This window comes from Pseudomonas fluvialis (assembly GCF_002835605.1).
Lineage (GTDB): Bacteria > Pseudomonadota > Gammaproteobacteria > Pseudomonadales > Pseudomonadaceae > Aquipseudomonas > Aquipseudomonas fluvialis.
Genome location: NZ_PIYS01000002.1, coordinates 132332 through 158796, shown reverse-complemented (window position 1 = coordinate 158796; position 26465 = coordinate 132332). Strand labels below are relative to the sequence as shown.

Annotated in this window: 18 protein-coding genes; 5 read left to right on the top strand and 13 right to left on the bottom strand. The window is 64.1% G+C overall.

All coding sequences use genetic code 11. The features are described from left to right. Positions 1–37: 37 nt before the first annotated feature. The 7 genes from kdsA to metE form a co-directional block, all read right to left on the bottom strand. On the bottom strand, positions 38–883 hold the full coding sequence (gene kdsA / locus CW360_RS01405) for a 3-deoxy-8-phosphooctulonate synthase (protein ID WP_093985681.1): 846 nt from the start codon (positions 881–883) through the stop codon (positions 38–40). Further along, positions 880–2511, bottom strand: a complete 1632-nt coding sequence (locus CW360_RS01400) for a CTP synthase (RefSeq protein WP_101192483.1) — start codon at positions 2509–2511, stop codon at positions 880–882. The genes kdsA and CW360_RS01400 overlap by 4 nt, the downstream gene beginning before the upstream one ends. A 187-nt stretch (positions 2512–2698) precedes the next feature. Further along, on the bottom strand, positions 2699–3997 hold the full coding sequence (gene tilS / locus CW360_RS01395; RefSeq protein ID WP_101192482.1) for a tRNA lysidine(34) synthetase TilS: 1299 nt from the start codon (positions 3995–3997) through the stop codon (positions 2699–2701). A gap of 70 nt (positions 3998–4067) precedes the next feature. Further along, entirely contained in the window at positions 4068–5018 is a 951-nt protein-coding gene (gene accA, locus CW360_RS01390; protein WP_101192481.1) for an acetyl-CoA carboxylase carboxyl transferase subunit alpha, read from the bottom strand. 98 nt (positions 5019–5116) lie between these two features. Then, on the bottom strand, positions 5117–8647 hold the full coding sequence (gene dnaE, locus CW360_RS01385) for a DNA polymerase III subunit alpha (protein ID WP_101192480.1): 3531 nt from the start codon (positions 8645–8647) through the stop codon (positions 5117–5119). Positions 8648–8724: 77 nt separating this feature from the next. After that, entirely contained in the window at positions 8725–9699 is a 975-nt protein-coding gene (locus tag CW360_RS01380; RefSeq protein WP_101192479.1) for an alpha/beta fold hydrolase, read from the bottom strand. A gap of 125 nt (positions 9700–9824) precedes the next feature. Next, entirely contained in the window at positions 9825–12119 is a 2295-nt protein-coding gene (gene metE, locus CW360_RS01375; protein ID WP_101192478.1) for a 5-methyltetrahydropteroyltriglutamate--homocysteine S-methyltransferase, read from the bottom strand. A gap of 110 nt (positions 12120–12229) precedes the next feature. Here metE and metR point away from each other — a divergent pair, with 110 nt between their 5' ends. Next, the gene (gene metR / locus CW360_RS01370) at positions 12230–13150 is read left to right on the top strand and encodes a transcriptional regulator MetR (RefSeq protein ID WP_101192477.1); all 921 of its coding nucleotides are present in this window, start codon (positions 12230–12232) and stop codon (positions 13148–13150) included. A gap of 2 nt (positions 13151–13152) precedes the next feature. After that, complete coding sequence (gene tsaA, locus CW360_RS01365; protein WP_170307341.1) at positions 13153–13842, top strand: tRNA (N6-threonylcarbamoyladenosine(37)-N6)-methyltransferase TrmO; 690 nt, start codon at positions 13153–13155, stop codon at positions 13840–13842. Positions 13843–13853: 11 nt separating this feature from the next. Here the strand turns inward: tsaA and CW360_RS01360 are convergent, their stop codons facing one another. The 6 genes from CW360_RS01360 to CW360_RS01335 all read right to left on the bottom strand — a co-directional run bounded on the left by CW360_RS01360 (position 13854) and on the right by CW360_RS01335 (position 23202). Next, positions 13854–14324 carry a phosphate-starvation-inducible PsiE family protein gene (locus CW360_RS01360; RefSeq protein WP_093985690.1) on the bottom strand — a complete coding sequence of 157 codons (471 nt, stop codon included), beginning with the start codon at positions 14322–14324 and terminating at the stop codon, positions 13854–13856. A gap of 99 nt (positions 14325–14423) precedes the next feature. Then, a complete protein-coding gene (ligA, locus tag CW360_RS01355; protein ID WP_101192475.1) occupies positions 14424–16799 on the bottom strand; it encodes an NAD-dependent DNA ligase LigA in 2376 nt (791 codons plus the stop codon). Between the two features lie 103 nt (positions 16800–16902). Next, the gene (gene zipA / locus CW360_RS01350) at positions 16903–17724 is read right to left on the bottom strand and encodes a cell division protein ZipA (RefSeq protein WP_101192474.1); all 822 of its coding nucleotides are present in this window, start codon (positions 17722–17724) and stop codon (positions 16903–16905) included. Between the two features lie 237 nt (positions 17725–17961). Continuing rightward, positions 17962–21450, bottom strand: a complete 3489-nt coding sequence (gene smc / locus CW360_RS01345) for a chromosome segregation protein SMC (protein ID WP_101192473.1) — start codon at positions 21448–21450, stop codon at positions 17962–17964. Beyond that, entirely contained in the window at positions 21441–22118 is a 678-nt protein-coding gene (locus CW360_RS01340) for a GntR family transcriptional regulator (protein ID WP_101192472.1), read from the bottom strand. Before CW360_RS01340 ends, smc begins: the two co-directional genes overlap by 10 nt. Before the next feature lie 37 nt (positions 22119–22155). After that, positions 22156–23202 (bottom strand): AraC family transcriptional regulator, encoded by a 1047-nt coding sequence (locus CW360_RS01335; protein ID WP_101192471.1) that lies wholly within the window; start codon positions 23200–23202, stop codon positions 22156–22158. A 145-nt stretch (positions 23203–23347) separates the two neighbouring features. On the opposite strand from CW360_RS01335, the gene CW360_RS01330 reads away from it, so the two are divergent. The 3 genes from CW360_RS01330 (at position 23348) to CW360_RS01320 (ending at position 26450) form a co-directional block, all read left to right on the top strand. After that, entirely contained in the window at positions 23348–24349 is a 1002-nt protein-coding gene (locus tag CW360_RS01330; RefSeq protein ID WP_101192470.1) for a 2Fe-2S iron-sulfur cluster-binding protein, read from the top strand. A 10-nt stretch (positions 24350–24359) separates the two neighbouring features. After that, entirely contained in the window at positions 24360–25532 is a 1173-nt protein-coding gene (locus CW360_RS01325) for an alkane 1-monooxygenase (RefSeq protein WP_101192469.1), read from the top strand. Between the two features lie 72 nt (positions 25533–25604). Then, positions 25605–26450 (top strand): ion transporter, encoded by an 846-nt coding sequence (locus CW360_RS01320; RefSeq protein ID WP_101192468.1) that lies wholly within the window; start codon positions 25605–25607, stop codon positions 26448–26450. Positions 26451–26465 lie beyond the last annotated feature (15 nt).

Genomic DNA, 26465 nt, shown 5'->3' with positions numbered 1-26465 from the left:
TGGGTAGCTGCGAAGCTTCAGGCTGCAAGCGGCAGGCTCAAGCGGTTTCGATAGTTGGGAAGCTCTTGACCAGGTCATCCAGCTGCTTGAGCTGGCTGAGGAAGGGCTCCAGCTTGTCCAGGCGCAGGGCGCAGGGGCCATCGCACTTGGCGTTATCCGGGTCCGGGTGCGCCTCGAGGAACAGGCCGGCCAGACCCTGGCTCATACCGGCCTTGGCCAGATCAGTGACCTGAGCACGTCGTCCACCCGCCGAGTCGGCACGGCCACCCGGCATCTGCAGGGCATGAGTCACGTCAAAGAACACCGGGTAGTTGAACTGCTTCATGATGCCGAAGCCGAGCATGTCTACCACCAGGTTGTTGTAACCGAAGGAGGAACCACGCTCACAGAGGATCAGCTGATCATTACCGGCTTCCTCGCACTTGCGCAGGATGTGCTTCATCTCCTGCGGGGCGAGGAACTGCGCCTTCTTGATGTTGATCACTGCACCGGTTTTGGCCATGGCCACCACCAGGTCGGTCTGCCGCGACAGGAAGGCCGGCAGCTGGATGATGTCGCAGACTTCGGCCACTGGTGCGGCCTGGTAGGGTTCATGCACATCGGTAATCACCGGCACGCCGAAGGTCTTCTTCACTTCCTCGAAGATCTTCATGCCCTCTTCCAGGCCAGGGCCACGGAAAGAGGTAATGGACGAGCGGTTGGCCTTGTCGAAGCTGGCCTTGAACACATAGGGGATGCCGAGTTTCTCGGTGACCCGCACGTATTCCTCGCAGGCGCGCAGCGCCAGGTCGCGCGACTCGATGACGTTGATACCGCCGAACAGCACGAATGGCTTGTCGTTGGCAATGTCGATATTGCCAACGCGAATGGTCTTCTGACTCATGCCTGATGCGCCTTCTGGGCCAGCGCAGCATTGACGAAACCGCTGAACAACGGATGACCGTCACGCGGCGTGGAGGTGAACTCCGGATGGAACTGGCAGGCCACGAACCACGGATGATCCGGCGCCTCGACCACTTCAACCAGCGCACCATCGGCGGAACGACCGGTGATATTCAGACCGGCCTGCTGCAACTGCGGCAACAGATTGTTGTTCACTTCGTAGCGATGGCGATGGCGTTCGACAATACGCGCCTTGCCGTAGCAGGCATACACATTGGAACCCTCCAGCAACTGGCACTCTTGGGCACCCAGACGCATAGTGCCGCCCAGGTCGGAGGCATCGGTACGCACCTCGACGCTACCGGCAGCATCCTGCCATTCGGTGATCAGACCTACTACCGGGTGGCTGGAGTTCGGATCGAACTCGCTGGAATTGGCATCGGCCCAGCCCAGTACGTTACGTGCATATTCGATAACCGCGACCTGCATACCCAGGCAAATACCCAGGTAGGGGATCTTGTTCTCACGGGCGTACTGCACGGTGCGGATCTTGCCTTCCACGCCACGCAGGCCAAAGCCACCCGGCACCAGAATGGCATCTACGCCCTGCAGCAGGTCGGTGCCCTGGGTTTCGATATCTTCCGAGTCGATATAACGAATATTGACTTTGGTGCGGTTCTGGATGCCGGCATGGCTCATCGCCTCGATCAGCGACTTGTAGGCATCCAGCAATTCCATGTACTTGCCGACCATGGCAATGGTGACTTCCTTCTCCGGATGCAGCTTGGCATCCACCACACGATCCCACTCGGACAGGTCAGCTGGCTGGCATTGCAGGCCGAAACGCTCGACGACGATGTCATCGAGGCCCTGAGCATGCAGCACACCAGGAATCTTGTAGATGGTATCGACGTCTTCCAGAGCGATGACCGCGCGCTCTTCGACATTGGTGAACAGCGCAATCTTGCGCCGCGAAGACAGGTCGATCGGGTGATCGGAGCGGCACACCAGCACATCCGGCTGCAAGCCGATGGAACGCAGTTCCTTGACCGAGTGCTGAGTCGGCTTGGTCTTGGTCTCGCCGGCAGTGGCAATGTACGGCACCAGGGTCAGGTGCATGAGCATGGCACGCTTGGCACCGACTTCCACGCGTAGCTGGCGAATCGCCTCGAGGAAGGGTTGCGATTCGATATCACCCACCGTACCGCCGATTTCCACCAGAGCCACGTCGGCATCACCGGCACCCTTGATGATGCGGCGCTTGATCTCGTCGGTGATATGCGGGATGACCTGAATGGTCGCCCCCAGGTAGTCACCGCGACGCTCCTTGCGCAGCACGTACTCATAGACGCGACCGGTGGTGAAGTTGTTGTTCTGGGTCATGGTGGTGCGGATGAACCGCTCGTAATGGCCCAGGTCGAGGTCGGTTTCCGCGCCATCGTGGGTGACGAACACCTCACCATGCTGGAACGGGCTCATGGTACCCGGATCGACGTTGATGTACGGATCCAGTTTGAGCATGGTGACCTTCAGGCCCCGCGCCTCCAGGATAGCCGCCAGTGAAGCCGAAGCGATGCCTTTCCCCAAAGAAGAAACAACACCACCCGTGACGAAAATGTAGCGCGTCATGAAAAATCCTAGAAGTCAGCGTTCAAGCGGTCAGGCCGCCGGGGTGAAAGCACAGGCTGGGAAAACCAGCCTGAAATAAGCTAGCCGCTGCGGGTTCCGAAGGAAACCACAGAAGCACTAACAAGACGGGAGCGTAGTCTACCGGAAAGGCCTCGCCAGCTCAATTATTGCCACTGCGGCATTTTGCTCACGACGAAGGCGGCGGCTGCCACTGCACCTGCCAGTCACCGCACTGCCGGCCATCCAGACCGGCCAGCCCCGCCACCGCACGCAACTGTCCGTCGATGGCCAGCAGCGGCCAGCGCTGCCGGAGGAACGCTGGCACGTCACGCTCGTTGAACAAACGCTTGAGATCGCGCTGACCACGCCCAGGCAGACAGAGCAGCTCGCCACCGCGCCGGTAATGCACGCTTACCTGTCCAGCCGGCAAGACGCCCTGCACATGCAGCACACCATTCCCCGGCAATGCCAGAGACGTTTGTCTCGTCCAAGCCGGCGGTTCCTCGGGCGTCACGCACCAGTCACCGGACAACCAGAAGAGCCGCCCGGCACTGCGGCGCAACTCGCCAGCGTGCAAGCGCCACACGGGCTGGCGATCCTCGCCGGCGTCACGCAAGGCTTCCCAGCCGGCCCAATGGGCTGCATCCGGTAGCAGAGTTCGCGGCGCCAACCAGTGCCGCAGGGCATTGCGCTGACGGGCCGGGGGCAGCGCGCGCAGCGGCGCCAGTGCCAGCTGCGGCAAGCCCAGCCAGTCCCAGGCAGCGGGCTGTTGCGCTGCGGCCAGGTCGGTTACCGCCAGCTCATCCAACAAACCCTGCGCCTCAGCGGCCTGTTCGGCACAGCGGCGCAAGCTGGCGTCCACGCCTGGCCAATGCTCACGCAGGGCCGGCAAGACCTGGTGACGCAGGCGGTTGCGCGTGAAGCGCAGATCCAGATTGCTCGGGTCGTCCACCCAGCGCAACGCATGCTGTTCGGCATAAGCCGCCAGCGTGGCGCGCGACTCGTTGAGCAGCGGGCGGAACAGCCAGCCAGCAGCCAGCGGCCGCGCGCTCGGCATGCCGGCCAGTCCGCGCACGCCGGTGCCACGCAATAGGCGTTGCAGCACGGTTTCCACCTGGTCGTCGGCATGCTGGGCGAGCAACAGCAGCTCACCATCCTGCAGCTGCGCCCCCAGCGCCGCATAGCGTGCCTGGCGCGCTGCCTGCTCCAGACTGGCCTCACGCAGCACCTGCACCGCGAGCACCTCAAGCGGTACCTGCCAGGCCTCACAGCAGGCCTGGCAGTGCGCCGGCCAGTCTTCCGCTACGGTCTGCAGGCCATGCGCCACATGCAGGGCACGCAGAGGCGGCAAGGCATGCTGCTCACGCAGGCGGCTCAGTGCATGCAACAGCACCAGAGAATCCAGCCCGCCGGACAACGCCACACTCCAGCGCGGCGCGCCACGCCAGGCGGAAAGGGCTTGCAGGAGGCGATATTCGAGGGACATGGCGCGGGCCGGATGGCAGGGAAGCACTGCGCCAGGCCAGTCAGCCAGGCGCAGTGAGGAGAGGTCGGACTCAGGCGACGCCGAAGCTCATCAGCTTCTCGTAACGCCGGGCCAGCAGCTCGCTGCTGTCCAGGGTCGCCAGGGTGTCCAGCTGTTCAAGTAGCTCGTTGCGCAAGCTCTCGGCCATTGCCGCCGGATCACGATGGGCACCACCCAGCGGCTCACTGATCACCTTGTCGACGATGCCCAGGCCTTTCAGACGCTCGGCGGTAATACCCATGGCTTCGGCCGCCTCCGGCGCCTTATCGGCGGTTTTCCAGAGAATCGAAGCGCAGCCTTCCGGGGAAATCACCGAGTAGGTCGAGTACTGCAGCATGTTCAGGCGATCACACACGCCGATGGCCAGCGCACCGCCGGAGCCGCCCTCACCGATGACCGTGGCGATGATCGGGGTTTTCAGGCGGGCCATGACCCGCAGGTTCCAGGCAATCGCCTCGCTCTGCCCGCGTTCCTCGGCATCGATGCCCGGATAGGCGCCCGGGGTGTCGATGAAGGTGAGGATCGGCAGCTTGAAGCGCTCGGCCATTTCCATCAGGCGGCAGGCCTTGCGGTAGCCTTCCGGGCGCGGCATGCCGAAGTTGCGGCGTACCTTCTCGCGCACATCGCGGCCTTTCTGGTGGCCGATGACCATCACCGGACGATCATTCAGGCGTGCTACGCCACCGACGATCGCCGGGTCGTCGGCAAAGTGACGATCACCGTGCAGTTCGTCGAACTCACTGAACAGCTGTTCGATGTAGTCCAGGGTATAGGGGCGGCGCGGGTGGCGGGCCAACTGGGCAATCTGCCAGCTGCTCAGGTTGCTGAAGATACTGGCCGTCAGGCTGCGACTCTTGTCCTGCAGGCGGGCAATCTCGTCGCTGATGTTCAGCGCATTGTCGCTGCCCACCAAGCGCAACTCTTCGATCTTGGCCTGCAGGTCGGCGATCGGCTGTTCGAAATCGAGAAAATTCGGGTTCATCGGCTTTCCGTCGTGCTCATGGGGCCTGTGGCCGGTTCCTGTCAGCGGTCTACCTTAAGGGATAGACCGCGCGTGGTCGATACTGCGGGCTGGGCCTGTCAGCGGTAGTGCAGGAAGACGTTGTCTTTGCCGAACTGGTCACGCAGGGTCTGCAGCAACAGGTCGGCCGGCTCCACCTGCCAGGCCTCCCCCAGGCTGAGCAGGGCACGTGCCTGTTCACCACTGTACTCGATGGCCAGCGGACAGCCGCCGCGATGGCGTGCCAGCAACTCGCCCAGCCAGCGCAGACGGTCACCTTGCAGCTGCTGATGCGACAGGCGCAGGCGCAGGCTGTCGGCCAGCCCGGTACGCGCCTCCTCCAGACTCATCACCCGCTTGGCGCGCAGGCGCAAGCCACCGGAGAAGTCATCGTTGCTGACTTCGCCCTCGACCACCACCAGTGCGTCGTTTTGCAGCAGCGCCTGGTTGCTGGCAAAGGCATCGGCAAACAACGAGGCCTCGATGCGTCCGGAGCGGTCGTCAAGGGTGATGAAGCCCATTTTGTCGCCCTTCTTGTTCTTCATCACCCGCAGGTTGACGATCATCCCGGCTACCGTCTGGGTGTCGCGCGCCGGTTTGAGTTCGACGATGCGCTGGCGGGCGAAACGGCGGATCTCGCCCTCGTACTCGTCGATCGGGTGGCCGGTCAGGTACAGGCCCAGGGTGTCCTTCTCGCCTTTCAGGCGTTCCTTGATCGACAGCTCGCGGGCCTGCCGGTGGTTGGCGTAGACATCCGCCTCCGGCTCGGCGAACAGCCCGCCGAACAGGTCCATGTGTCCACTCTCAGCACTGCGCGCAGTTTGTTCGGCAGCCTGCACGGCCTCTTCCATGGCCGCCAGCAACACCCCGCGATTGCGGTCGAGGTTGGCCTGGTAGGCCTTGGCCTCGTCATGGAAATACGGTCCCAGGCGATCCAGCGCACCGCCACGGATCAGTGCCTCCAGGGTGCGCTTGTTGATGCGTTTGAGATCGACCCGCGCGCAGAAATCAAACAGGTCCTTGAACGGCCCAGCGGCATTGCGGCATTCGACGATGGCTTCCACCGGGCCTTCGCCCACCCCCTTGATCGCGCCCAGGCCATAGACGATGCGCCCCTCCTCGTCCACGGTGAACTTGAACTCGGAGTTGTTCACATCCGGGGCGAGGATGCGCAGCTTCATGCTGCGGCACTCCTCGATCAGCGTCACCACTTTCTCGGTATTGTGCATATCCGCCGAGAGCACCGCCGCCATGAAGGGCGACGGATAGTGCGCCTTGAGCCAGGCGGTCTGGTAGGACACCAGGCCATAGGCCGCCGAGTGCGATTTGTTGAAACCGTAGCCGGCGAATTTTTCCACCAGGTCGAAGATGTTGCCCGCCAGCTCGCCATCGATGCCGTTGTTGGCGCAGCCTTCGATGAAGCCGCCGCGCTGCTTGGCCATCTCCTCGGGCTTCTTCTTGCCCATGGCGCGGCGCAGCATGTCCGCACCACCCAGGGTGTAGCCGGCCATCACCTGGGCGATCTGCATCACCTGTTCCTGATAGAGGATGATGCCGTAGGTGGGCGCCAGCACCGGCTTGAGGCCTTCGTACTGGTAATCGGGGTGCGGGTAGGACACTTCGGCACGACCGTGCTTACGGTTGATGAAGTCATCCACCATGCCCGACTGCAGCGGCCCCGGGCGGAACAGTGCCACCAGGGCGATCAGGTCTTCCAGGCAGTCCGGCTTGAGCTTCTTGATCAGCTCCTTCATGCCGCGCGATTCCAGCTGGAATACCGCGGTGGTCTCGGCTTTCTGCAACAGCTGGTAGGTTGGCTTGTCGTCCAGCGGAATGAAGTCGATGTTGATCAGCTCGGCATCGCTGGCGCCCTTGGCGCGCTGTTCGCGATGGATGGTTTCCAGTGCCCACTTGATGATGGTCAGGGTACGCAGGCCAAGGAAGTCGAACTTCACCAGGCCGGCCGCCTCCACGTCATCCTTGTCGAACTGGGTGACCAGGCCGCCACCCTCCTCGTCGCAGGCAATCGGCGCAAAGTCGGTCAACTTGGTCGGTGCGATCACCACGCCCCCGGCGTGCTTGCCGGTACCACGGGTGATGCCTTCGAGCTTGAGCGACATCTCCCAGATTTCCGCGGCTTCCTCGTCGTGCTTGAGGAACTCGCGCAGCGGCTCCTCCATTTCGTAGGCCTTCTCCAGGGTCATGCCGACCTCGAAGGGGATCATCTTCGACAGCTTGTCGGCCAGTCCGTAGGACTTGCCCTGCACCCGCGCCACGTCGCGCACCACCGCCTTGGCCGCCATGGAACCAAAGGTGATGATCTGGCTCACCGCGTTGCGCCCGTACTTGTCGGCCACGTAGTCAATCACCCGATCACGGCCGTCCATGCAGAAGTCGACGTCGAAGTCGGGCATGGAGATCCGCTCGGGGTTGAGGAAGCGCTCGAACAGCAGGTCGTAGGCCAACGGATCGAGATCGGTGATCTTCAGCACATAGGCGACCAACGAGCCGGCGCCCGAACCGCGCCCCGGGCCAACCGGCACGCCATTGTTCTTGGCCCACTGGATGAAGTCGGCAACGATCAGGAAGTAGCCGGGAAAGCCCATCTGAATGATGGTGCCCAGCTCGAATTCCAGGCGGTCGACATAGACCTGCCGCTTCGCCTCATAATCCGGCGTGTCCCTGGGCAGCAAGACCTGCAGGCGCTCTTCCAGCCCCTGGTAGGAGGCATGACGCAGGTAATCGTCGATCCCCATGCCGTTGGGCGTGGGAAAGTCCGGCAGGAAGTAGGTCCCCAGCTGCACGTCGATATTGCAACGCCGGGCGATTTCCACGGTATTTTCCAGCGCCTCGGGCAAGTCACTGAATAGCTCGGCCATTTCCTCCGGGGTCTTCAGGTACTGCTGGTCGGAGTAGTTACGCGGCCGGCGTGGATCGTCCAAGGTGCGCCCTTCGCCGATGCACACGCGGGTTTCGTGGGCCTCGAAGTCATCCTGCTTGAGAAAGCGCACGTCATTGGTCGCCACCAGCGGCGCACCACACTGCTCGGCCAGAGCCACCGCCGCATGCAGGTACTCCTCATCGCCAACCCGGCTGGTGCGCTGTACCTCAAGGTAGAAACGTTCAGGAAACACTGCCTGCCACTCGGCCCACAGGGCTTCGGCCTGAGCCATGTCGCCCGCCAGCAGGGCCAGGCCAATCTCGCCTTCACGAGCGCCGGACAGGGCGATCAACCCGGCGCTGGCCTGTTTCAGCCAATCACGCTGGATCACCACCAGGTCGTTGTGCTGACCTTCGGTCCAGCCACGGGAAATCAGTTCGGTCAGGTTGCGGTAACCGCCAGCATCCATGGCCAGCAGGGTCAGGCGGGTCAGCGGGCCATCCTCGTCGCGGCTGGCTAGCCAGATATCCGCACCGCAGATCGGCTTGATACCGCCGCCCATGGCGGTCTTGTAGAACTTCACCAGCGCGCACATGTTGCTCATGTCGGTCACTGCCACCGCCGGCATACCGGCAGCCGCCACCGCCTTGATCAGCGGTTTGACCCGCACCAGGCCATCGACCAGGGAGTATTCGGTGTGCAAACGGAGATGAACGAAACGGGCGGTCATGGCAATCCTGTAGCCTGGAAAAACGCAGGCGCGGATTGTAGCCCAAGCCGAACCCGCTGCGGGTTCTGTCCGCTGTGTCAGCCGCGCCCGCCATGTGCCTGCAGGTGCGGCAGCACCGCGCCGAGCAGAGCCTGTTTGAAAGCTCCCTGGAAGCGATGTGCCAGGCCGGGAATCAGCACCAGCGCACTTCCACGCACATGTGCCGCGACGTGCACGCCATGCATCACCGGCAACAACGGATCGGCCGTGCCATGCACCACTAGGGTGGGCACGCGCAAGCGACGCAGCAACTGCACGCGACTGGGCTCGGCGAGAATGGCCAGCAGCTGACGCTGTACGCCTTCCGGGTTGAAGGCCCGGTCGTAGGCGCGCGCCGCCTCGGCCAGCAAGTCCGGCCGCGCATCGGGCAATAGCGGGCTGCCCAGCGCGGCCAGCAACTCGGCCTGCTGGGCCAGTACCTGGGCGCGACTGCTGCCGGTGCGCCGCGCCAGGAGATCCAGCAGCGCTGCGCTGGGCGGCGGAAGGCCATGGTCACCGGAACTGGTCATCAACAGCGTCAGGCTGATCACCCGCTGCGGGGCCAGGTCGGCAAGGTGCTGGGCAATCATCCCGCCCATGCTTGCCCCAAGCAGGTGAAAGCGCGGAATGTGCAGGTGATCCATCAGCGCCAGGGCATCAGCGGCCATGTCGCGCAGGCTATAGGGCGCCTGCAGGCTAAGACCGAGCCGATAACGCAGCACCTGGTAACTCAGGTTGGGGGTTGCCGGAATCGGCTGCAGGGTACTCAGGCCGACATCGCGGTTATCGAAACGAATCACCCGCAGCCCCTGGGCACACAGGCTCTGCACCACCTCGTCAGGCCAATGGATCAACTGCCCGCCCAGGCCCATGACCAGTAACAGCGCAGGGTCCTGCTCACGGCCGATGCTCTGGTAGGCCAGGCGCAGGCCATCCAGCTGCAGGTAACGGGTAGCCACCTGGGGCGAACAGTGAGCACCGGCCAGGGCCGGCAAGGCCAGGCTGAGCAGCAGGCCGAGTAGAACAGCGCGCATAAGGGGACATCCAGCTGGACACGGCCTTGCACCGTGCGACAAAGCCGGCAGTCTGCCGCCCTCGCCGTCACGCCACTAGCACAGCAGCGTGACGGTTTGGTGACAGCCGACCAGTGGCGCGTCACTCAGCCGGCCAACTCACGACGCAACTGGCGCGCCGCCGCCACCATGTTCGCCAGGGCCGCCTCGCTTTCCGCCCAGCCACGTGTCTTCAGGCCACAGTCGGGGTTCACCCACAGGCGCTCCACGGCAATCCGCCGCGCGGCCTTGCGCAGCAGCTTGAGCATCTCGCCGCTATCCGGCACGCGTGGCGAGTGAATGTCATAGACGCCCGGACCAATCTCGTTGGGATATTCGAAACGCTCGAAAGCGTCCAGCAGCTCCATGTCCGAACGCGAGGTTTCGATGGTAATCACGTCGGCATCCATGGCCGCGATGGCTTCGATCACGTCGTTGAACTCGCTGTAGCACATGTGGGTGTGAATTTGTGTCTCGTCGCGCACTGCCGAGGCGCACAGGCGGAACGCTTCACTGGCCCAGGCCAGGTAGTGCGACCAGCCTGCCCGGCGCAGCGGCAGCCCCTCGCGGAAAGCCGCCTCGTCGATCTGGATGACCCCTATGCCAGCGGCTTCGAGGTCAACCACCTCGTCACGAATGGCCAGCGCCAGCTGACGCGCCTGTTCCTCACGGGACATGTCATCACGCGGAAACGACCACATCAGCATGGTCACCGGCCCGGTCAGCATGCCCTTCATCGGTTTGTCGGTGCAGCGCTGGGCATAACTGATCCAGTCCACCGTCATCGGCCGTGGGCGGGACAGGTCACCATAGATGATCGCCGGCTTGACACAGCGCGAGCCGTAGCTTTGCACCCAGCCAAAACGGGTGAAGGCATAGCCATCGAGCTGCTCGGCAAAGTACTCGACCATGTCATTACGCTCGGCCTCGCCATGCACCAGCACGTCCAGACCCAGGCGCTCCTGCACCTGCACGGCATGGCGAATCTCGCTGTACATGGCCTCGCGGTATTCCGCCGCGGACAACTTGCCGGCCTTGAAGGCCTGGCGCGCCAGGCGGATCGCCGAGGTCTGCGGGAAGGAACCGATGCTGGTGGTGGGAAACAGTGGCAGGTTGAGCCGCGCGCGCTGCCGGGCACTGCGCTCGACAAAGGGCGACTGGCGCTGGCAATGCTGCGCAGTGACGGCGGCCACACGCGCCTGTACCGCTGGCTTATGGATGCGTGGCGAGGCGCGACGGCTTTCCTGCACCTGGCGGCTCTCCGCCAGCGCGGCCTGCACCTCGACGGCCTGCGGCTCGCCCAGGGCCTTGGCCAGCACGGCTACTTCGCGGCACTTCTGCACGGCAAAGGCCAGCCAGCTTTTCAGCTCGACATCCAGCTTGTCCTCGCGGGACAGGTCCACCGGGCAATGCAGCAGCGAACAGGACGGCGCCACCCACAGCCGCTCCCCCAGACGCTCATGGGCCTGCTGCAGGATAACCAGCGCGGCGTGCAGGTCACTGCGCCAGACATTGCGCCCGTCGACCACGCCCAGCGACAGCACCTTGTAGGCCGGCAGGCGGTCGAGGATGGCCGGGAACTGCTCCGGCGCACGCACCAGGTCGATATGCAGACCATCCACCGGCAAGCCGGCGGCCAGGCCGAGGTTGTCTTCCAGGCCGGCAAAGTAGGTGGCGATCAGCTTCCTGCCCGGCTCCTTCTGCAGCAGGTTGTAGGCGCGCTCGAAAGCCGTTTTCCAGTCCTGCGGCAGGTCGAGGGCGAGGATCGGCTCGTCGATCTGCATCCACTCGATGCCTTGCGCGGCCAGGCGCTGGAGGATCTCGCCATAGACCGGCAACAGACGCTCCAGCAGGTCGAGCTTGTCGAACGCCGGCCCCTTGCATTTGCCCAGCCACAGGTAAGTGAGGGGACCGATCAGCACCGGCTTGAGGGCATGCCCGAGGGCCCGTCCCTCCGCCACCTCCTCGAACAGCTGCTCCCAGCTCAGGGCGAACGACTGCTCCGCGCTGAACTCAGGGACCAGGTAGTGATAGTTGCTGTCGAACCACTTGGTGAGCTCCTGGGCATGCGTAGCGCCGCAACACCCCCCCTGACTGACGCCCCGCGCCATGCCGAACAGGGTGTCCAGGGTCGGCCGGCCGCTGTGCGGACGGAAACGTTCGGGAATCACCCCGAACATCAGCGAGTGGCCGAGCACCTGGTCATACCAGGCAAAGTCTCCGACCGGCAGCAACTGTATGCCGGCCTCCTTCTGCAACTGCCAGTGCTCGGCGCGCAGCCGCTGGCCCACTGCGCGCAGTGCCGCTTCATCCAGCTCCCCCTTCCAGTAGGCCTCCAGGGCCTTCTTCAGTTCGCGGTCGCGGCCGATACGTGGAAAGCCGAGGTTATGTGCCAATGCCATGGGATAGTGCTCCTTGTCTGTGAATGACGACATTCTCGACAAGCCCATACACATGAGACAAACTCAATGCATTCTTGATCATCACAAGTTTTTCTCATTGAGAGCCGCTCATGCTGGAAATACGCCACCTGAAGACCCTGCACGCCCTGCGCGAAGCCGATAGCCTGGTTGAGGCGGCCGAACGCCTGCACTTGACGCAATCCGCGCTATCCCACCAGTTCAAGGAACTGGAAAGCCAGCTGGGCCTGACCCTGTTCATCCGCAAGACCAAGCCGGTACGTTTCACCAGTGCCGGCCTGCGCCTGTTGCAACTGGCCGACGAAGCCCTGCCGCTGCTGCGCGGCGCCGAGCGCGACCTGGCGCGCCTGGCCGGCGGTACCGCAGGTCGCCTGCACATGGCCATCGAGTGCCACAGCTGCTTCCAATGGCTGATGCCGACTATCGACCAGTTCCGCGATGCCTGGCCGGAAGTCGAGCTGGACCTGGCCTCGGGGTTTTCCTTCGCCCCGCTGCCGGCGCTGGCGCGTGGCGATCTTGACCTGGTGGTGACCGCCGACCCGGTGGAAATGCCCGGTATCACCTACGTACCGCTGTTCACCTACGAGGCCCTGCTGGCGGTTGCCAACCAGCACCCCCTGGCCAGCCGCCCCTATGTGCAGGCCGAAGACCTGGCACGGGAAACCCTGATCACATACCCCGTGGAACGCGACCGACTGGACGTCTTTACCCGCTTCCTCGAGCCGGCCGATGTCGAACCGGCGCAGGTGCGCACCTCGGAGCTCACGGTGATGATGATGCAACTGGTCGCCAGCGGGCGCGGCGTATGCTGCCTGCCCAACTGGGCACTGCACGAGTACAGCTCGCGTGGCTATGTGACCGCCAAGCGCCTGGGCGACAAGGGCCTGTACTGCACGCTGTTCGCCGCGATTCGTGCCGACATGCTCGATGCGCCGTTCATGCGTGATTTCCTGCTCACCGCCAAGGACACCTCCTTTGCCACCCTGGCCGGGGTCAGCGCGGTGCGCGGATGAGCATGCCACCCTACAGCGTCAGCCCGGTCGGCATCCTGCATTCCTGCTTCAAGGAAAAATTCGCCATTCCGCGCCAGCCACAACTGGCCCCGGCGGCCCGCGGCATCCTCGAACTGCTGCCACCGTTCAACACTGGCGAGGCCGTGGCCGGCCTCGAGCAGGTCAGTCATGTCTGGCTGATTTTCCTCTTCCACCAGGCGCTGGAAGACAAGCCGCGCCTCAAGGTGCGCCCGCCCCGCCTGGGCGGCAACCAGAGCATCGGCGTATTCGCCAGCCGCGCCACCCACCGCCCCAACGGTATCGGCCAGTCGGTGGTGCGCCTGGACAAGGTGGAGGCCGGCCGCCTGCACCTTTCCGGCATCGACCTGCTGGACGGCACGCCGATCCTCGACATCAAGCCCTATGTGCCCTATGCCGACAGCCTGCCCGAGGCACGCAATGCCATTGCCCCGCAGGCGCCGCAAGCCATTGCCGTCAGTTGGCAGGCCGCCGCCCGCCAGTCCGCCGTACAGCATGCCCAGCGCCTGCAGCAGCCGCTCTGCGAGCTGATCGAACAGTGCCTGGCGCAGGACCCGCGTCCGGCCTATCAGCAACCCGACGCGCAACGCCGCTACGGCGTACGCCTGTGGGATGTGGAGGTGCACTGGCACTACCCGCAGCCGGGACATATCTGTGTGCTGGCCGTGGGCTGAGGCACCGCCTGTCAGGTGCGTGCCTTGCTGCTCACCAGCCAATAGGTAATGCCCAGCGCCAGGACAATGCCAGCAATGCCGAACAGATAACCCGGCTCGATCACGCTGGTATCGAGCACGATCACCTTGCGTGCCACGGCCATCAGTGCGGTGGCAATCACCAGCTTGACGTGTATGACGTCGTCACGCAGGTACAGGGTGATATTGGCGAAGATCTCGATGGCAATGAGCACCGCCAGGAAGGCGGCGAACACGGCAAAAATATCATTCAGGTTGAGCAGCATGAACGGCGGCGCCATCAAGCGCTGGTACAGCACCATCACCACGTCGGCTATGCACCACATGATCACCAGCACCATGAGGATCGCCAGCAGGCGAATCATCTGGCGAATGACCGCATGCAGGTGACGGAGCAGCGGGTCACTCTGCAGTTCGCTGAGATGGTTATCCGGTGCTTCGCCCGGCGGGGTTTCTGTCGACATGCTCAACCTCCTTGCGACGCGGCGTGCTGCCCTGTCTTCTTACTAGCACAGGCTGCACGTCTTGCCGCAAACGGATGATTACCGCATGCAACCAGCCACTCACTCGTCGCACTGCTCCGCCAGTTCCTGCAAGGTGCTCAACAAGGCCTCTTCATCGAGTACCCGGATACCCAGCTCCGCCGCCTTGGCCAGCTTGGAACCGGCACCAGGGCCGGCCACCACGCAGTGGGTCTTGCTCGAGACCGAACCTGCCACCTTGGCACCCAAGGCCTCCAGCTGCTGCTTGGCCTGGTCACGGCTGAGGCTTTCCAGGGTTCCGGTGAGCACCCAGGTCTGCCCGAGCAGCGGCAGGCCACCGGCCTGGCGCCGCTCACTCAGCCAGTGCATACCGAAGGCCTGCAACTGGGCGTCGATATCCTCGGCGCGACGCCGCTGCTGCGGGTCGGCAAAGAACTCGCGCAGCGCCTGCCGGGCTTTTTCGTTGAGCCCCTTGCACTGGGCCAGCGTCAGCCAGTCCTGACTGAGCGCAATCAGCGCTTCCAGACTGCCCGTCTGCTCCGCCAGCAGGCGTGCACCGGTGCTGGCGATACCTGGAATGGCCAGTTTTTCCAGCAGCTCGGCCAGGCTGGCGCAGGCCGTGAACTCGGCGGCCAACTCGCTGCTTTGCTGCGGCTGCACGCCATGTTCGAGTAATTCGTTGATCACCTGGCGGTTGTGCGCGTCGGCAAAGAAACTGTGGATTTCATGCGCCACCTCCTGCCCCACATCCGGCAACCAGGTCAGCACCTCGGGCAGCGCCTGGCTAATGCGCGGCAAGTTACCCAGCGCGCGAGCCAGCAGCTTGGCGGTTTCCTCGCCGACATCGGGAATCCCCAGGGCAAAGATGAAGCGCGCGAGACTTGGCTGGCGGCTCCCCGCAATCGCCGCCAGCAGGTTGCGCGTGGACAACTCGGCAAAACCTTCCAGGGCCAGCACCTGCTCGTGAGTCAGGCGATACAGGTCGGCCGGCGAATGCACCAGCCCGTTGTCGACCAGTTGCTCGACGATCTTTTCACCGAGGCCATCGATATCCATGGCGCGTCGCGAGACGAAGTGGATGATCGCCTGCTTGAGCTGGGCTTCGCAGGACAGCCGGCCTACGCAGCGATACACCGCGCCCTCGCTGAGGCTGGCGCGACCCTTGCTGCGCTTGACCAGCTGGGTGCGCTCCACTGCCGAGCCGCACACCGGACACTGTGCGGGAATCTGCACAGGCCGCGCATCGGCCGGACGGCGCTCGGGCACCACCGCCATGACCTGTGGGATCACGTCGCCGGCACGCCTGATGATCAGCGTATCGCCGATCATCAGGCCCAGCCGGGCGACTTCATCCATGTTGTGCAGGGTGGCATTGGACACGGTAACCCCCGCCACCTGCACCGGGCGCAGGCGGGCCACCGGGGTCACTGCGCCGGTGCGACCTACCTGAAACTCCACATCGAGCAGTTCGGTCAGCTCTTCCTGGGCGGGAAACTTGTGGGCGATCGCCCAGTGTGGGCTACGCGCACGAAAGCCCAGCTGCTGCTGGTCTTCCAGGCTGTTGACCTTGAACACTACGCCATCGATGTCATAGGCCAGGCTTTGCCGGCGCGCGCCGATCTCTGCGTAGTAGGCCAGGCAGGCATCCACGCCACGCGCCAGGCGTAGCTCGCGGCTGATCGGCAGGCCCCAGGTCTTGAGCTGCTCGAGCATGGCGATATGGCTGGATGGCAGGTCGGCGGCGTACTCGCCAACCCCGTAGGCACAGAACTCCAGGGGGCGGCTGGCAGTGATCTTCGGGTCCAGCTGGCGCAGGCTGCCGGCGGCCGCATTGCGCGGATTGGCAAAGGTCTTGGCACCGGCATCCACCTGGCGGGCATTCAGGGCCTCGAAGCCGGCGCGCGGCATGAACACCTCGCCGCGTACTTCCAGGCGCGCCGGCCAGCCACTGCCCTGCAGGCGCAGGGGAATCGTACGAATGGTCCGCACATTGGCGCTGATATCCTCGCCGGTACTGCCATCGCCCCGCGTGGCGCCGCGCACCAGCAGGCCATCGACATACAGCAGGCTGACGGCCAGGCCGTCGAGCTTGGGCTCGCAGCTGTAATCCACTTCAGCGCCGCCGCCAAACAGGTCACCCGGCGGCAGGCCCAGGCCAGCCTGCACGCTGCGGTCGAAGGCGCGCAGGTCGTCCTCGCTGAAGGCATTGTTGAGGCTGAGCATCGGCACGCTGTGCTGCACTTCGGCAAAGGCCTGCAAGGCACTGCCACCGACCCGCTGCGTCGGCGAGTCGGCACTGATCAGCTCGGGATGGGCCTGCTCCAACTGCTGCAACTCACGGAACAACCGGTCGTATTCGGCATCCGGAATGCTCGGCTCATCGAGCACGTAGTAGCGGTAGTTGTGTGCATCCAGCTCATGGCGCAGGGCGCTGATGCGTTGGGCGGCGTCAGTCATGGCAAATAAGCCTCAAGCGGCAAGTTGCACGCGGCAAGAAAGCAAAAAGCCCCAAGCCGAGCGATTAACCTGTGGCTTGAGGCTTGTAGCGTACCGCGGTGGTCTAGCGTTTCTGGGTCATGTGCTTGCGTTCGAAATCGACGATACGCTGGCGGTAGTGCTCGATGGTCTGCGCAGTCAGCACACTGCGCTGGTCGTCCTTGAGGTCGCCTTCCAGCTCGCTGGCCAGCTTGCGCGCCGCTGCCACCATCAGATCGAAGGCCTGCTTGGGGTAACGCGGGCCGGGCAGGCCGAGGAAGAAGCTGACCGCACGGGTGCTGAACAGGTCCATGTCATCCAGGTCGAAAGTACCCGGTTTGACACCGTTGGCCATGGAGAACAGCACTTCACCATTGCCGGCCATGCTCTCGTGGCGATGAAAAATGTCCATCTCGCCAAAGCGCAGACCACTTTCCAGGATGCTCTGCAGCAGCGCCGGCCCCTTGAAGCCTTCCGGATGGCGGGCCACCACATTGATCACCAGCACTTCCTCTACCGGCGGCAGGTCTTTCTGGCTGTTCGCGGCCGGCTTGGCCGCGGCATTTTCCTCGACCGGAGTGAGCAGGGTCGGTACCGGCTCCTCGCTGTCCAGCTCCAGGTCGCCCTGGCGAGGCTCGACACCACGGCGCTTGTTGATGTCCTTGGCGCTGAACGACGGCAGGTCCTGCTCGTCGAAGGTCGGTTCCTGGTCACGCTTGACCACGCGTACCGGGCCGAGCAGGTTGGGATCGACCGGTTCGTCATCCGGCAATTCACTCAGGCTGCGGTCAAGCTTGAACTTGAGCTTGCCCTTGCCGCCACTCATACGTCGCCAGCCGTCGAACAGGATGCCGGCAATCACCACGACACCGATGACAATCAACCATTCACGCAAGCCAAAATCCATGTGCGTCACTATCCCCGAAAAAAGATGAAAAGGGCATTGAGCGGGGCTTGGACCCCACCTCACCGGACGATTCGCATGCTCCCGGAAGCCACTGCAACACGCTGTTCTGCATGGCGTTTTTGAGCACGGTAAAAAAGTGTGCCTAAGCTAGCATGAGCCACGCCCTCTTTGCACCGTCTGGCGTTACTCCACGCGCATTGATTTGCATCACTTTTTGCTACGGGGCGGGCTGATCGCTCAACTTTCCACCAACTGCATGGCCTCGGCCACATCCACCGCCACCAGGCGCGAGCAGCCTGGCTCGTGCATCGTCACCCCCATCAATTGCTCAGCCATTTCCATGGCGATCTTGTTGTGGGTGATGTAGATGAACTGCACCTTCTCGGACATCTCCTTGACCAGCCGGGCGTAGCGGCCGACGTTGGCATCATCCAGCGGTGCATCCACTTCGTCGAGCATGCAGAACGGTGCCGGGTTGAGCTGGAAGATGGCGAACACCAGGGCCAGCGCGGTGAGTGCCTTCTCGCCACCGGAGAGCAGGTGGATGGTGCTGTTTTTCTTGCCCGGTGGACGCGCCATGATGGCCACGCCGGTATCCAGCAGGTCCTCGCCGGTCAGTTCCAGGTAGGCGTGACCGCCGCCGAACACCTTGGGAAACAGTGCCTGCAGGCCGGCGTTGATCTGCTCGAAGGTGTCCTTGAAGCGGTTGCGGGTTTCCTTGTCGATCTTGCGGATGACGTTTTCCAGGGTCTCCAGCGCCTCGACCAGGTCGTCGTTCTGCGCGTCCAGATAGCGCTTGCGCTCGGACTGCTGCTGGTACTCGTCGATCGCCGCCAGGTTGATCGCACCGAGGCGGGCAATACGTCCGGCCAGCTGTTCCAGTTGCTGCTCCCAGGCCAGCTCTGCGGCCTCTGCCGGCAGACTGGCCAGCACGCCATGCAGGTCATAGCCATCGCTGTGCAACTGCTCGGCCAGCGCCTTGCGCCGTACATCCAGCCCTTGCCAGTCGAGGCGCTGCTGTTCGATCTGACCGCGCAGCAACTGGGCCTGCTGTTCGGCCTGGCTGCGGCGCTTTTCCTGCTCGCGCAGCTCACGGTCGGCATCATCCAGGGCATGCCGCGCCAGGCGCAGTTCATCATCCACGGCCAGACGCCGCTCAAGCAGCTCTTCCAACTTCAGACGCAGCTCTTCGAGGGGCGCTTCGCCCTCCTCCAGGTTCAGCTGCAATTGTTCGCGGCGCTCGATGCTGCGCTCGAACTGCAGCTCCAGACGCTCCAGGGCCTGGCGGGTGGACACCTGTTGGGCCTGCAGGGAGCCCAGGCGCAAGGCCAGCTGGTGGGCATGATCCTTGTGCTGGCGGGCAGTTTGCCGCTGGCGGTCGAGCTGTTCGCGCAACTGATCGCGACGCCCCAGCAACTGTTCGCGCTGCTCGCTGTCGCTGGCCATGCTGTCCAGGGCATCCTGCAGGGCCAGGCGCGCTTCGCCCAGTTGTTCCTGCTCCACAGCCTGCTGTTCAACCAGCTCGGCCTGCTCCTGCTGCAGGCGCTCACGGCGCAGCAGGAGTTGTTCGTTGCGTGCCTGCAGGGCCGACAGGCGCGCCTGCAGATCAGCCAGCAGGCGTGCCTGTTCAGCCAGTTGCCGGCGCTGCTGGTCACGCTGCTGCTCCAACCTGTGCTGCTGCTCGCGCAACTGCTGCAGCCGGGCATCCTGCTCGTCGAAGCGCTGTTCGGCCTGCGCACAGGCGTCCTGCAGGTCCGCAATCTCCTGGCCACGTGCCAGCAGGCCGCTGTCACTGGCAGCAGCACGTCGCACCCGCAGGAAGTGCCGTCCCACCCAGTAGCCATCGCGGCTGACCAGGCTCTCCCCGGCTGCCAGACCGGCGCGCGCCGCCAGGGCCTGTTCCAGGCTGTCCACAGTACGCACCTGAGCCAGCCAGGGTGACAGATCAAACGCAGCCTGTACTTTATCAAGCAGGCTGCCCGGCAGCCTGATGCCGCCGGCATTCAGCTGCAACAGGCGCAGCTCACCCTCGCTCAGGCTGGCCAGCGGCAGGCTGGCAAAGTCATCCAGCAATAGCGCCTGCAGGTCGGCACCCAGCACGGTTTCCACCGCCAGCTCCCAGCCGGCCTCGACGCGCAAGCCTTCGGCCAGGCGCGGCCGTTGCGTCAATCCTTGCTCATGCAGCCAATCACTTGCCCCCTGCGCGGGGTTCAATGCGGCCTGTTGCAGCGCTTCCAGCGAGGCCAGCCGGCCATTCAGCCGCTGCAGCTCGCCCTGGGCCTGCTGTTGCGCTTGCTGGGCCTGCTGCAACTGCTCACGCACCTGCAGCAACTGCTCGCCGGTCAGTTGCTCGGCGTCCTGCAATATGAGCTGCGCCTGCGCTGCCTCAGCATGCTGCACCTGCAGCGTCTGCAGCTCCGCCTCCTGCGGCGCGCTGGCCAAGTGCGCCTGCTCATCGCGCAGACGCCGCTCCCGCTCGCCCAGGCGCTCCAGGCTCTGTTCCAGTTGGCTGATCCGCGCCTGCTGGACTTCCGCCTGGCGGCGCGGCTCGGCACTGCGCTGGTTGAAGGCGTCCCACTGTTCCTGCCAGGCGTGCATGGCCGCTTCGGCCTCTTCCAGCGCCGCAGCACCTTCTTCGGCCGCCGCACTGGCTTCCTCCTGCTCCGGCAGCAACAGCTCCAGCTCTTCTTCCAGAGTGGCCAGCAAGGTGCGGTCATGGCCCAGGTGCGACTCGGTTTCCAGACGCTGCCGCTCCGCCTCGCGCAGGTCGTCCTGCAACTGACGCAGACGCTGCTGGCCATGCTGGATGGCCTGTTCGACACGGGCAATATCGCCGCCCACCGAGTAGAAACGCGCCTGCACCTGGTTGAAGCGCTCGGACAGTTCATGATGGCCGTCGCGCAGGCGCTCGATGGCCGCATCGGCATTGCGCTGTTCGGCCTGCAGGGCCTCGTAGGCCACCGCCTGGTCGCCGATCATCGCTTCGCGCTGGCCTGCCTGGAGGTTCAGCGCCTGCCACTTGAGCGCGGCCAACTGGGCCTTGAGCTGACGCTCCTCGGCCTTGTATTCCTGATACTTTTCCGCCGCCTGAGCCTGGCGATGCAGGCGTTCGAGCTGACGTTCCAGCTCCTCGCGCAGATCGGTCAGGCGTGCCAGGTTCTCATGGGTACGCCGGATACGGTTCTCGGTCTCGCGACGGCGCTCCTTGTACTTGGAGATGCCTGCCGCTTCCTCGATGAAATTGCGCAGGTCCTCGGGCTTGGCTTCGATCAGCTTGCTGATCATGCCCTGCTCGATGATCGAGTAGCTGCGTGGCCCCAGACCGGTGCCGAGAAAGATATCGGTGATATCACGGCGCCGACACTTGCTGCCGTTGAGGTAGTAGCTGTTCTGCCCGTCGCGGGTGACCTTGCGGCGGATGGATATCTCGGCAAAGGCAGCGTATTCGCCAACCAGCGAATTGTCGCTGTTGTCGAAAATCAGCTCGATGGACGCCTGGGTCACCGGCTTGCGGGTGTTGGAGCCATTGAAGATGACGTCGGTCATCGACTCGCCCCGGAGGTTCTTCGCCGAACTCTCGCCCATCACCCAACGTACGGCATCGATGATGTTGGACTTGCCACAGCCGTTGGGGCCGACGACCGCGGCCATGTTGCTGGGAAAACTGACTGTGGTGGGATCGACGAACGACTTGAAACCGGCCAGTTTGATGCACTTCAGGCGCATGGGGCGCTCTCGCTGTCCGCCAGGGCATTCAGCACCAGGCTGCAGTTGTGCCGTACATAGGCTTCCAGCAGCTGTACCGCGCGCTGTTCGTCGCGGATCAGCAGCAACGGCAACAGCGCATCGAAGGTTTCCACCAGGCGGCGCATTTCCGAACGGCGCCGCTCAAGGATCAGGTGGTAGGTGCGACTGACCGCCGGCAAGAGATTTTCCAGGGTCTCCTGCAGGAAAGGGTTGTCGGCGAAGGGAAAGGCGGCACGCATCAGCTCGAAGCTATGGCTGACAAAGGCATCAATGTCGTCCTTGGCCAAACAAGCGTGCAGGCGCTGCTGGATGTCCTCGAAGACCTGCAACTGGGCCGGTTCGCGCCAATTGCGCAGGGTCGCCCGGCAGAGCATGGCATAAAGCTGGGCAAGTAATTCGTAGAGGCTGCGCACATGGCGCGGACTCAGGGCACTGACCTGGGCGCCGCGATGCGGGAGAATTTCCACCAGATGCCGGCGCTGCAGGATCAGCAGGGCTTCGCGCACTGAACTGCGACTGACCTGCAGTGCCTGGGTGACCTTGACTTCGCCTATGCGCTCGCCGGCCGGCAATTCACCACGAATGATACGCTCGGCCAGATGCTGGGCGATCTGCTCGGCGAGGCTGTCCTGTGCCTTGGCTGTCATGGCGCTCTCTGTGGCTGGGGGCGTGCGGGGGCGCAGTCTAGCAAGGGCGTGCGTCGTTCTGGTAGCCCGCTGGCGCCTGGCAGGCCGAGGGTGGAACGCCTTGCCAACGCTTGAAGGCACGGCGGAAGTTGGCTACATCGCGGTAACCCAGGCTGCACGCGATCGCCTGGATACTCAGCCGGCCGGCCCGCAGGTGTTCCAGGGCCAGGCGATGACGCAACTGGTCGAGCAACTGCTGGAAGGATGAGCCTTCGGCCTGCAGATGACGATGCAGGGTGCGCGGGGTCATGTGCAGCAGGCGCGCGGTGGCCTGCAGACCAGGTAGTGCCTGCTGGCGCTCCAGGAGCAGACGCTGCACGCGGGTGGTCAGGCTGCCCTGCGCCTGGCGAGCCGTATCAAGTCGCAGCAGTTCACGCTGACACAGCTGTTCGGCTTCGCGAAAGGCTTGCGGATCAGCCAGTTGCAAGGGCTGGTCGAGCAGTGCCGCGTCCAGGGTTACCGCCGCCCAGGGCTGGGCATAGCGTACCGGGCAGCCAAACAGCTCGCTGGCCAGGGCGGCATAGGCCGGCTCGGCAAAGGGAAAGCTGACCTGGCGCAAGCGCACACCGCCTGGGCTGAGGGCGACAAACAGATTGCTGATCGCCAGCAGCACCGCCTCCAGCAAGCTATGTTCGCTGCGCCCCAGCGCGTACACGCTGCGCACCTGCAGATGCAGACAACCCGCTGCAGGCTCGGCCAACTGCTGCAGGGTCACCAGCGAGGTACGCAGAGCCAGGTACTGTTCGACCAGGCCAATCGCCTGACGTAGCGATTCGCTCTGCAGTGCCGCGTAGCCGAGGATGCCATGACTGCCCACACGCAGGCGCTCGCCAAGCAACAAGCCGAAGGCCGGCTCGCCGGTAGCCTGCAGCGCAGCCTCCAATAGGGCACGCAGGTGCGTCAGGTCGGCCATGAACGCACTGTCGGCCAACTGCGCCGAGTGCAGTCCGGCCTGCCGCAGGCAATCTTCGACATCCCCGCCCATCACGGCGATCTGCTCGACAACCAGCCGCAGGTATTGCACCGGCAGGGTGAAGCGACTCATGGCGGGCTCCCGTGGCACGGCAAGGTGGCCACAATGTCAATTAATGACCCCTTTATGTCAACCGTACACCTCCACCCACGCGGCACACACTTTCTATGCTGTAAGCACTTCCGTGAGATCTTCTCTTGTCTATCGAGGAATCTGCATGTTCGCCTTCTTGCGGCGCGCGCAACCCAGTCAGGCGCAGGTCAACCAGCAATCCATCCAGGTAGCACCTGGCGAGTCACTGTTGCAGGCTGCCTTGCGCCATGGCCTGGATTTCCCCCATGGCTGCCGGGTAGGCGCCTGCGCCAGTTGCAAGTGCCAGCTACGGGCCGGCCAGGTGCGCGAACTGACCGACAGCAGCTATGTACTGAGCGCCGCCGAACGTGCAGCGGGCTACATCCTGGCGTGCCAGAGCGTGCCGCAGGGAGACATCCGGGTGAGCCTGGCTGAACCGATGCGCCAGGTGGCCGGGAAGATTACCGGCCAACGGGCACTCACCCGGGACATCATGCACTTACAGGTACAACTGGCCGAACCACTGGACTATCGCGGCGGGCAATACGCCGAGCTGTGCCTGGACAGTCTGCCCGGCGTATGGCGCTGCTATTCCTTCGCCAGCCCGGCCAGCCCTGACGGCCAGGTCAGTTTCTTTATCCGCCGCCTGGCCAACGGGCGCTTTTCCGCACGCCTGCACGACGACTTGCGCGGCACAGGCCTGAGCCTGCGCGGCCCGCGTGGCGAGTGCTACCTGCGTGCGGGTCATGGGCCATTACTCCTGGTGGCTGCCGGCAGTGGACTGGCGCCCCTTCTCGCCCTGCTGCAGGAGGCGCTGGCCGATGGCTGCCAGCGTGCGGTACGGCTGTTGTTCGGCGCCCGCCGCCAGGACGACCTGTATGCCCTGGAGCAGATCGCCCAACTCGCCAGGCAGTGGCCGGGCACCTTCAGCTTTACCCCGGTGCTCTCGCAAGAACCCTGCGACAGCAACTGGCGCGGCGCACGCGGCTCGCTGCTCGCGCAACTGCCCCAGCCAACGAGCAGCGATACCCAGGCCTACCTGTGCGGGCCTGTTGGCCTGGTTGAGGATGTCAGCCAGCACCTGCAACGCCAGGGCCTGGCAGCCGCGCAGATTCACAGCGACCCGTTCAGCCCCGCCAGCGACTAGGAGCGCCACCATGAGCCTGCTGCATTACCTGAAGTTTCTGCTGTTTCATGCCACCGGCCTGCTGGCCATACTTGCCCTGTTGGCGGGCGGCGCCTGGATCAGCTATGGCCTGCTGGCCATCCTGCTCATCTTCACGCTCGGTGATGCATTAGGCGGCGACGACACCAGCACACCGCTGTATCGCTATCCGGCCCTGCTGACCCTGCAGCTCTGGACTGCATTGCCCCTGCTGGCCACCTTGCTGTTCGTCGCCCTGTGGAGTGTCAGCCGCACGGATGTGCTGGGCTTCGGCGCCTGGCTGGGCGGACTCAGCGGCTACGACCTGCTGGGCGCACGGCAGGAGACCTGGACAGGGCACTACCTATCAACCTGGCTGCTCTGTGGCCTGATGATCGGCATGCTCGGCACCATCACCGCCCATGAACTCATCCACCGCACCTGGGACCCGCTGTCCTTGTTGATCGGGCGCTGGTTGCTGGCCTTCAGTTTCGACTGCGCCTTCGCCATCGAGCATGTCTATGGTCATCACCGCTATGTCGCTACCCACCTGGACCCGGCAACCGCACCACGCGGGCGCAGCGTCTATCGACATATCCTGCTGTCCACCCTGCACGGCAACCGCAGTGCCTGGCAGATCGAGCGGCAGCGCCTGGCGCGCCAGGGCTGGCAAGTGTTTGGCTGGCACAATCGGCTGCTGCGCGGCTACCTGATGAGCCTGCTGCTGGTCGGACTGGCCTATCTGATCAGTGGCTGGCCGGGCACCTTGCTGTTCATCGCCAGCGGTTTGTGTGGCAAGGCCTTGCTGGAAATCGTCAACTACATGGAGCACTACGGATTACTGCGCGATCCACACCAGCCGGTACAGCCGCGCCACTCGTGGAACAGCAACAAGCGCCTGAGCTCATGGGCCATGTTCAATCTGACCCGGCACTCCCACCATCATGCCCAGGGTGAGCTGCCTTATACCGCACTGCAACCCATGCGCGACGCTCCACTCATGCTCAGCGGCTATCTCAGTACACTCCTCGTCACCCTGCTGCCGCCGCTCTGGCACCGTCTGATGGCGCCACGCCTGCTGGACTGGGATCGTCAGCAGGCCAGTGCAACGGAACGCCAACTGGCTGCCGAGGCCAACGCTCGCAGCGGCATTGCCGCACTGCGGCCGGCGAGCAGCAGGCGCTGAGCACACCAGGTGATTGCCGGGCATAGCTGGCGGCGGCACACTGCCGCCAGACAGACCACCCGGAGCCCTGCCATGCCTGCGCCATCCCCGCTGCGCGAAACCCTTTACCAGGTGATCTTCCACGTCGACACCGCGGCCGGACGACGCTTCGACACCTGGTTGATTGTGCTGATCCTGGCCAGCCTGCTGGTGGTGTTGCTGGACAGCATCGAAGTCATCCAGCAGCGTTATGGCCTGTGGTTCAACCTGCTGGAGTGGGGCTTTACCCTGTTCTTTGCCGTGGAATACCTGCTGCGCCTGTACTGCTCACCACGCCCGGCGCGCTACGCCTTCAGCTTCTTCGGCCTGATCGACCTGCTGGCCGTGCTACCGGCGTTCATTGCCCTGTTCTACAGCGAGGCCCAGCTACTCATCGTGATCCGGGTGATCCGCCTGTTGCGGGTCTTTCGCGTACTCAAGCTGCGTCACTACCTGGTACAGGCCAACTTCCTGCTCAGCGCGCTACGCGGCAGCCGACAGAAAATCATCGTGTTCCTGCTCAGCGTATCAACCCTGGTCACCGTATTCGGTGCGCTGATGTACGTCATCGAAGGCCCGGAGCACGGCTTCAGCAGTATTCCCAAGGGCATCTACTGGGCGGTAACCACCCTGACCACGGTAGGCTTTGGCGATATAACCCCAAAGACCGCGCTCGGCCAGACCATCGCCACACTGGTCATGATCACCGGCTATTCGATCATTGCCGTACCCACCGGCATCTTCACTGCCGAGCTGGCCAATGCCATGCGCCAGGACAATGGCCTGCACCTGGCCCATGCCTGTCCCCGCTGCCACAAGGCCCAGCATGAAGCGATGGCCGCCTTCTGCAGTCGTTGCGGCAGCGCCTTGTACCCTGCCCCAGCGCCGCAGCCAGACTGACCAGGCGGCCAGCTG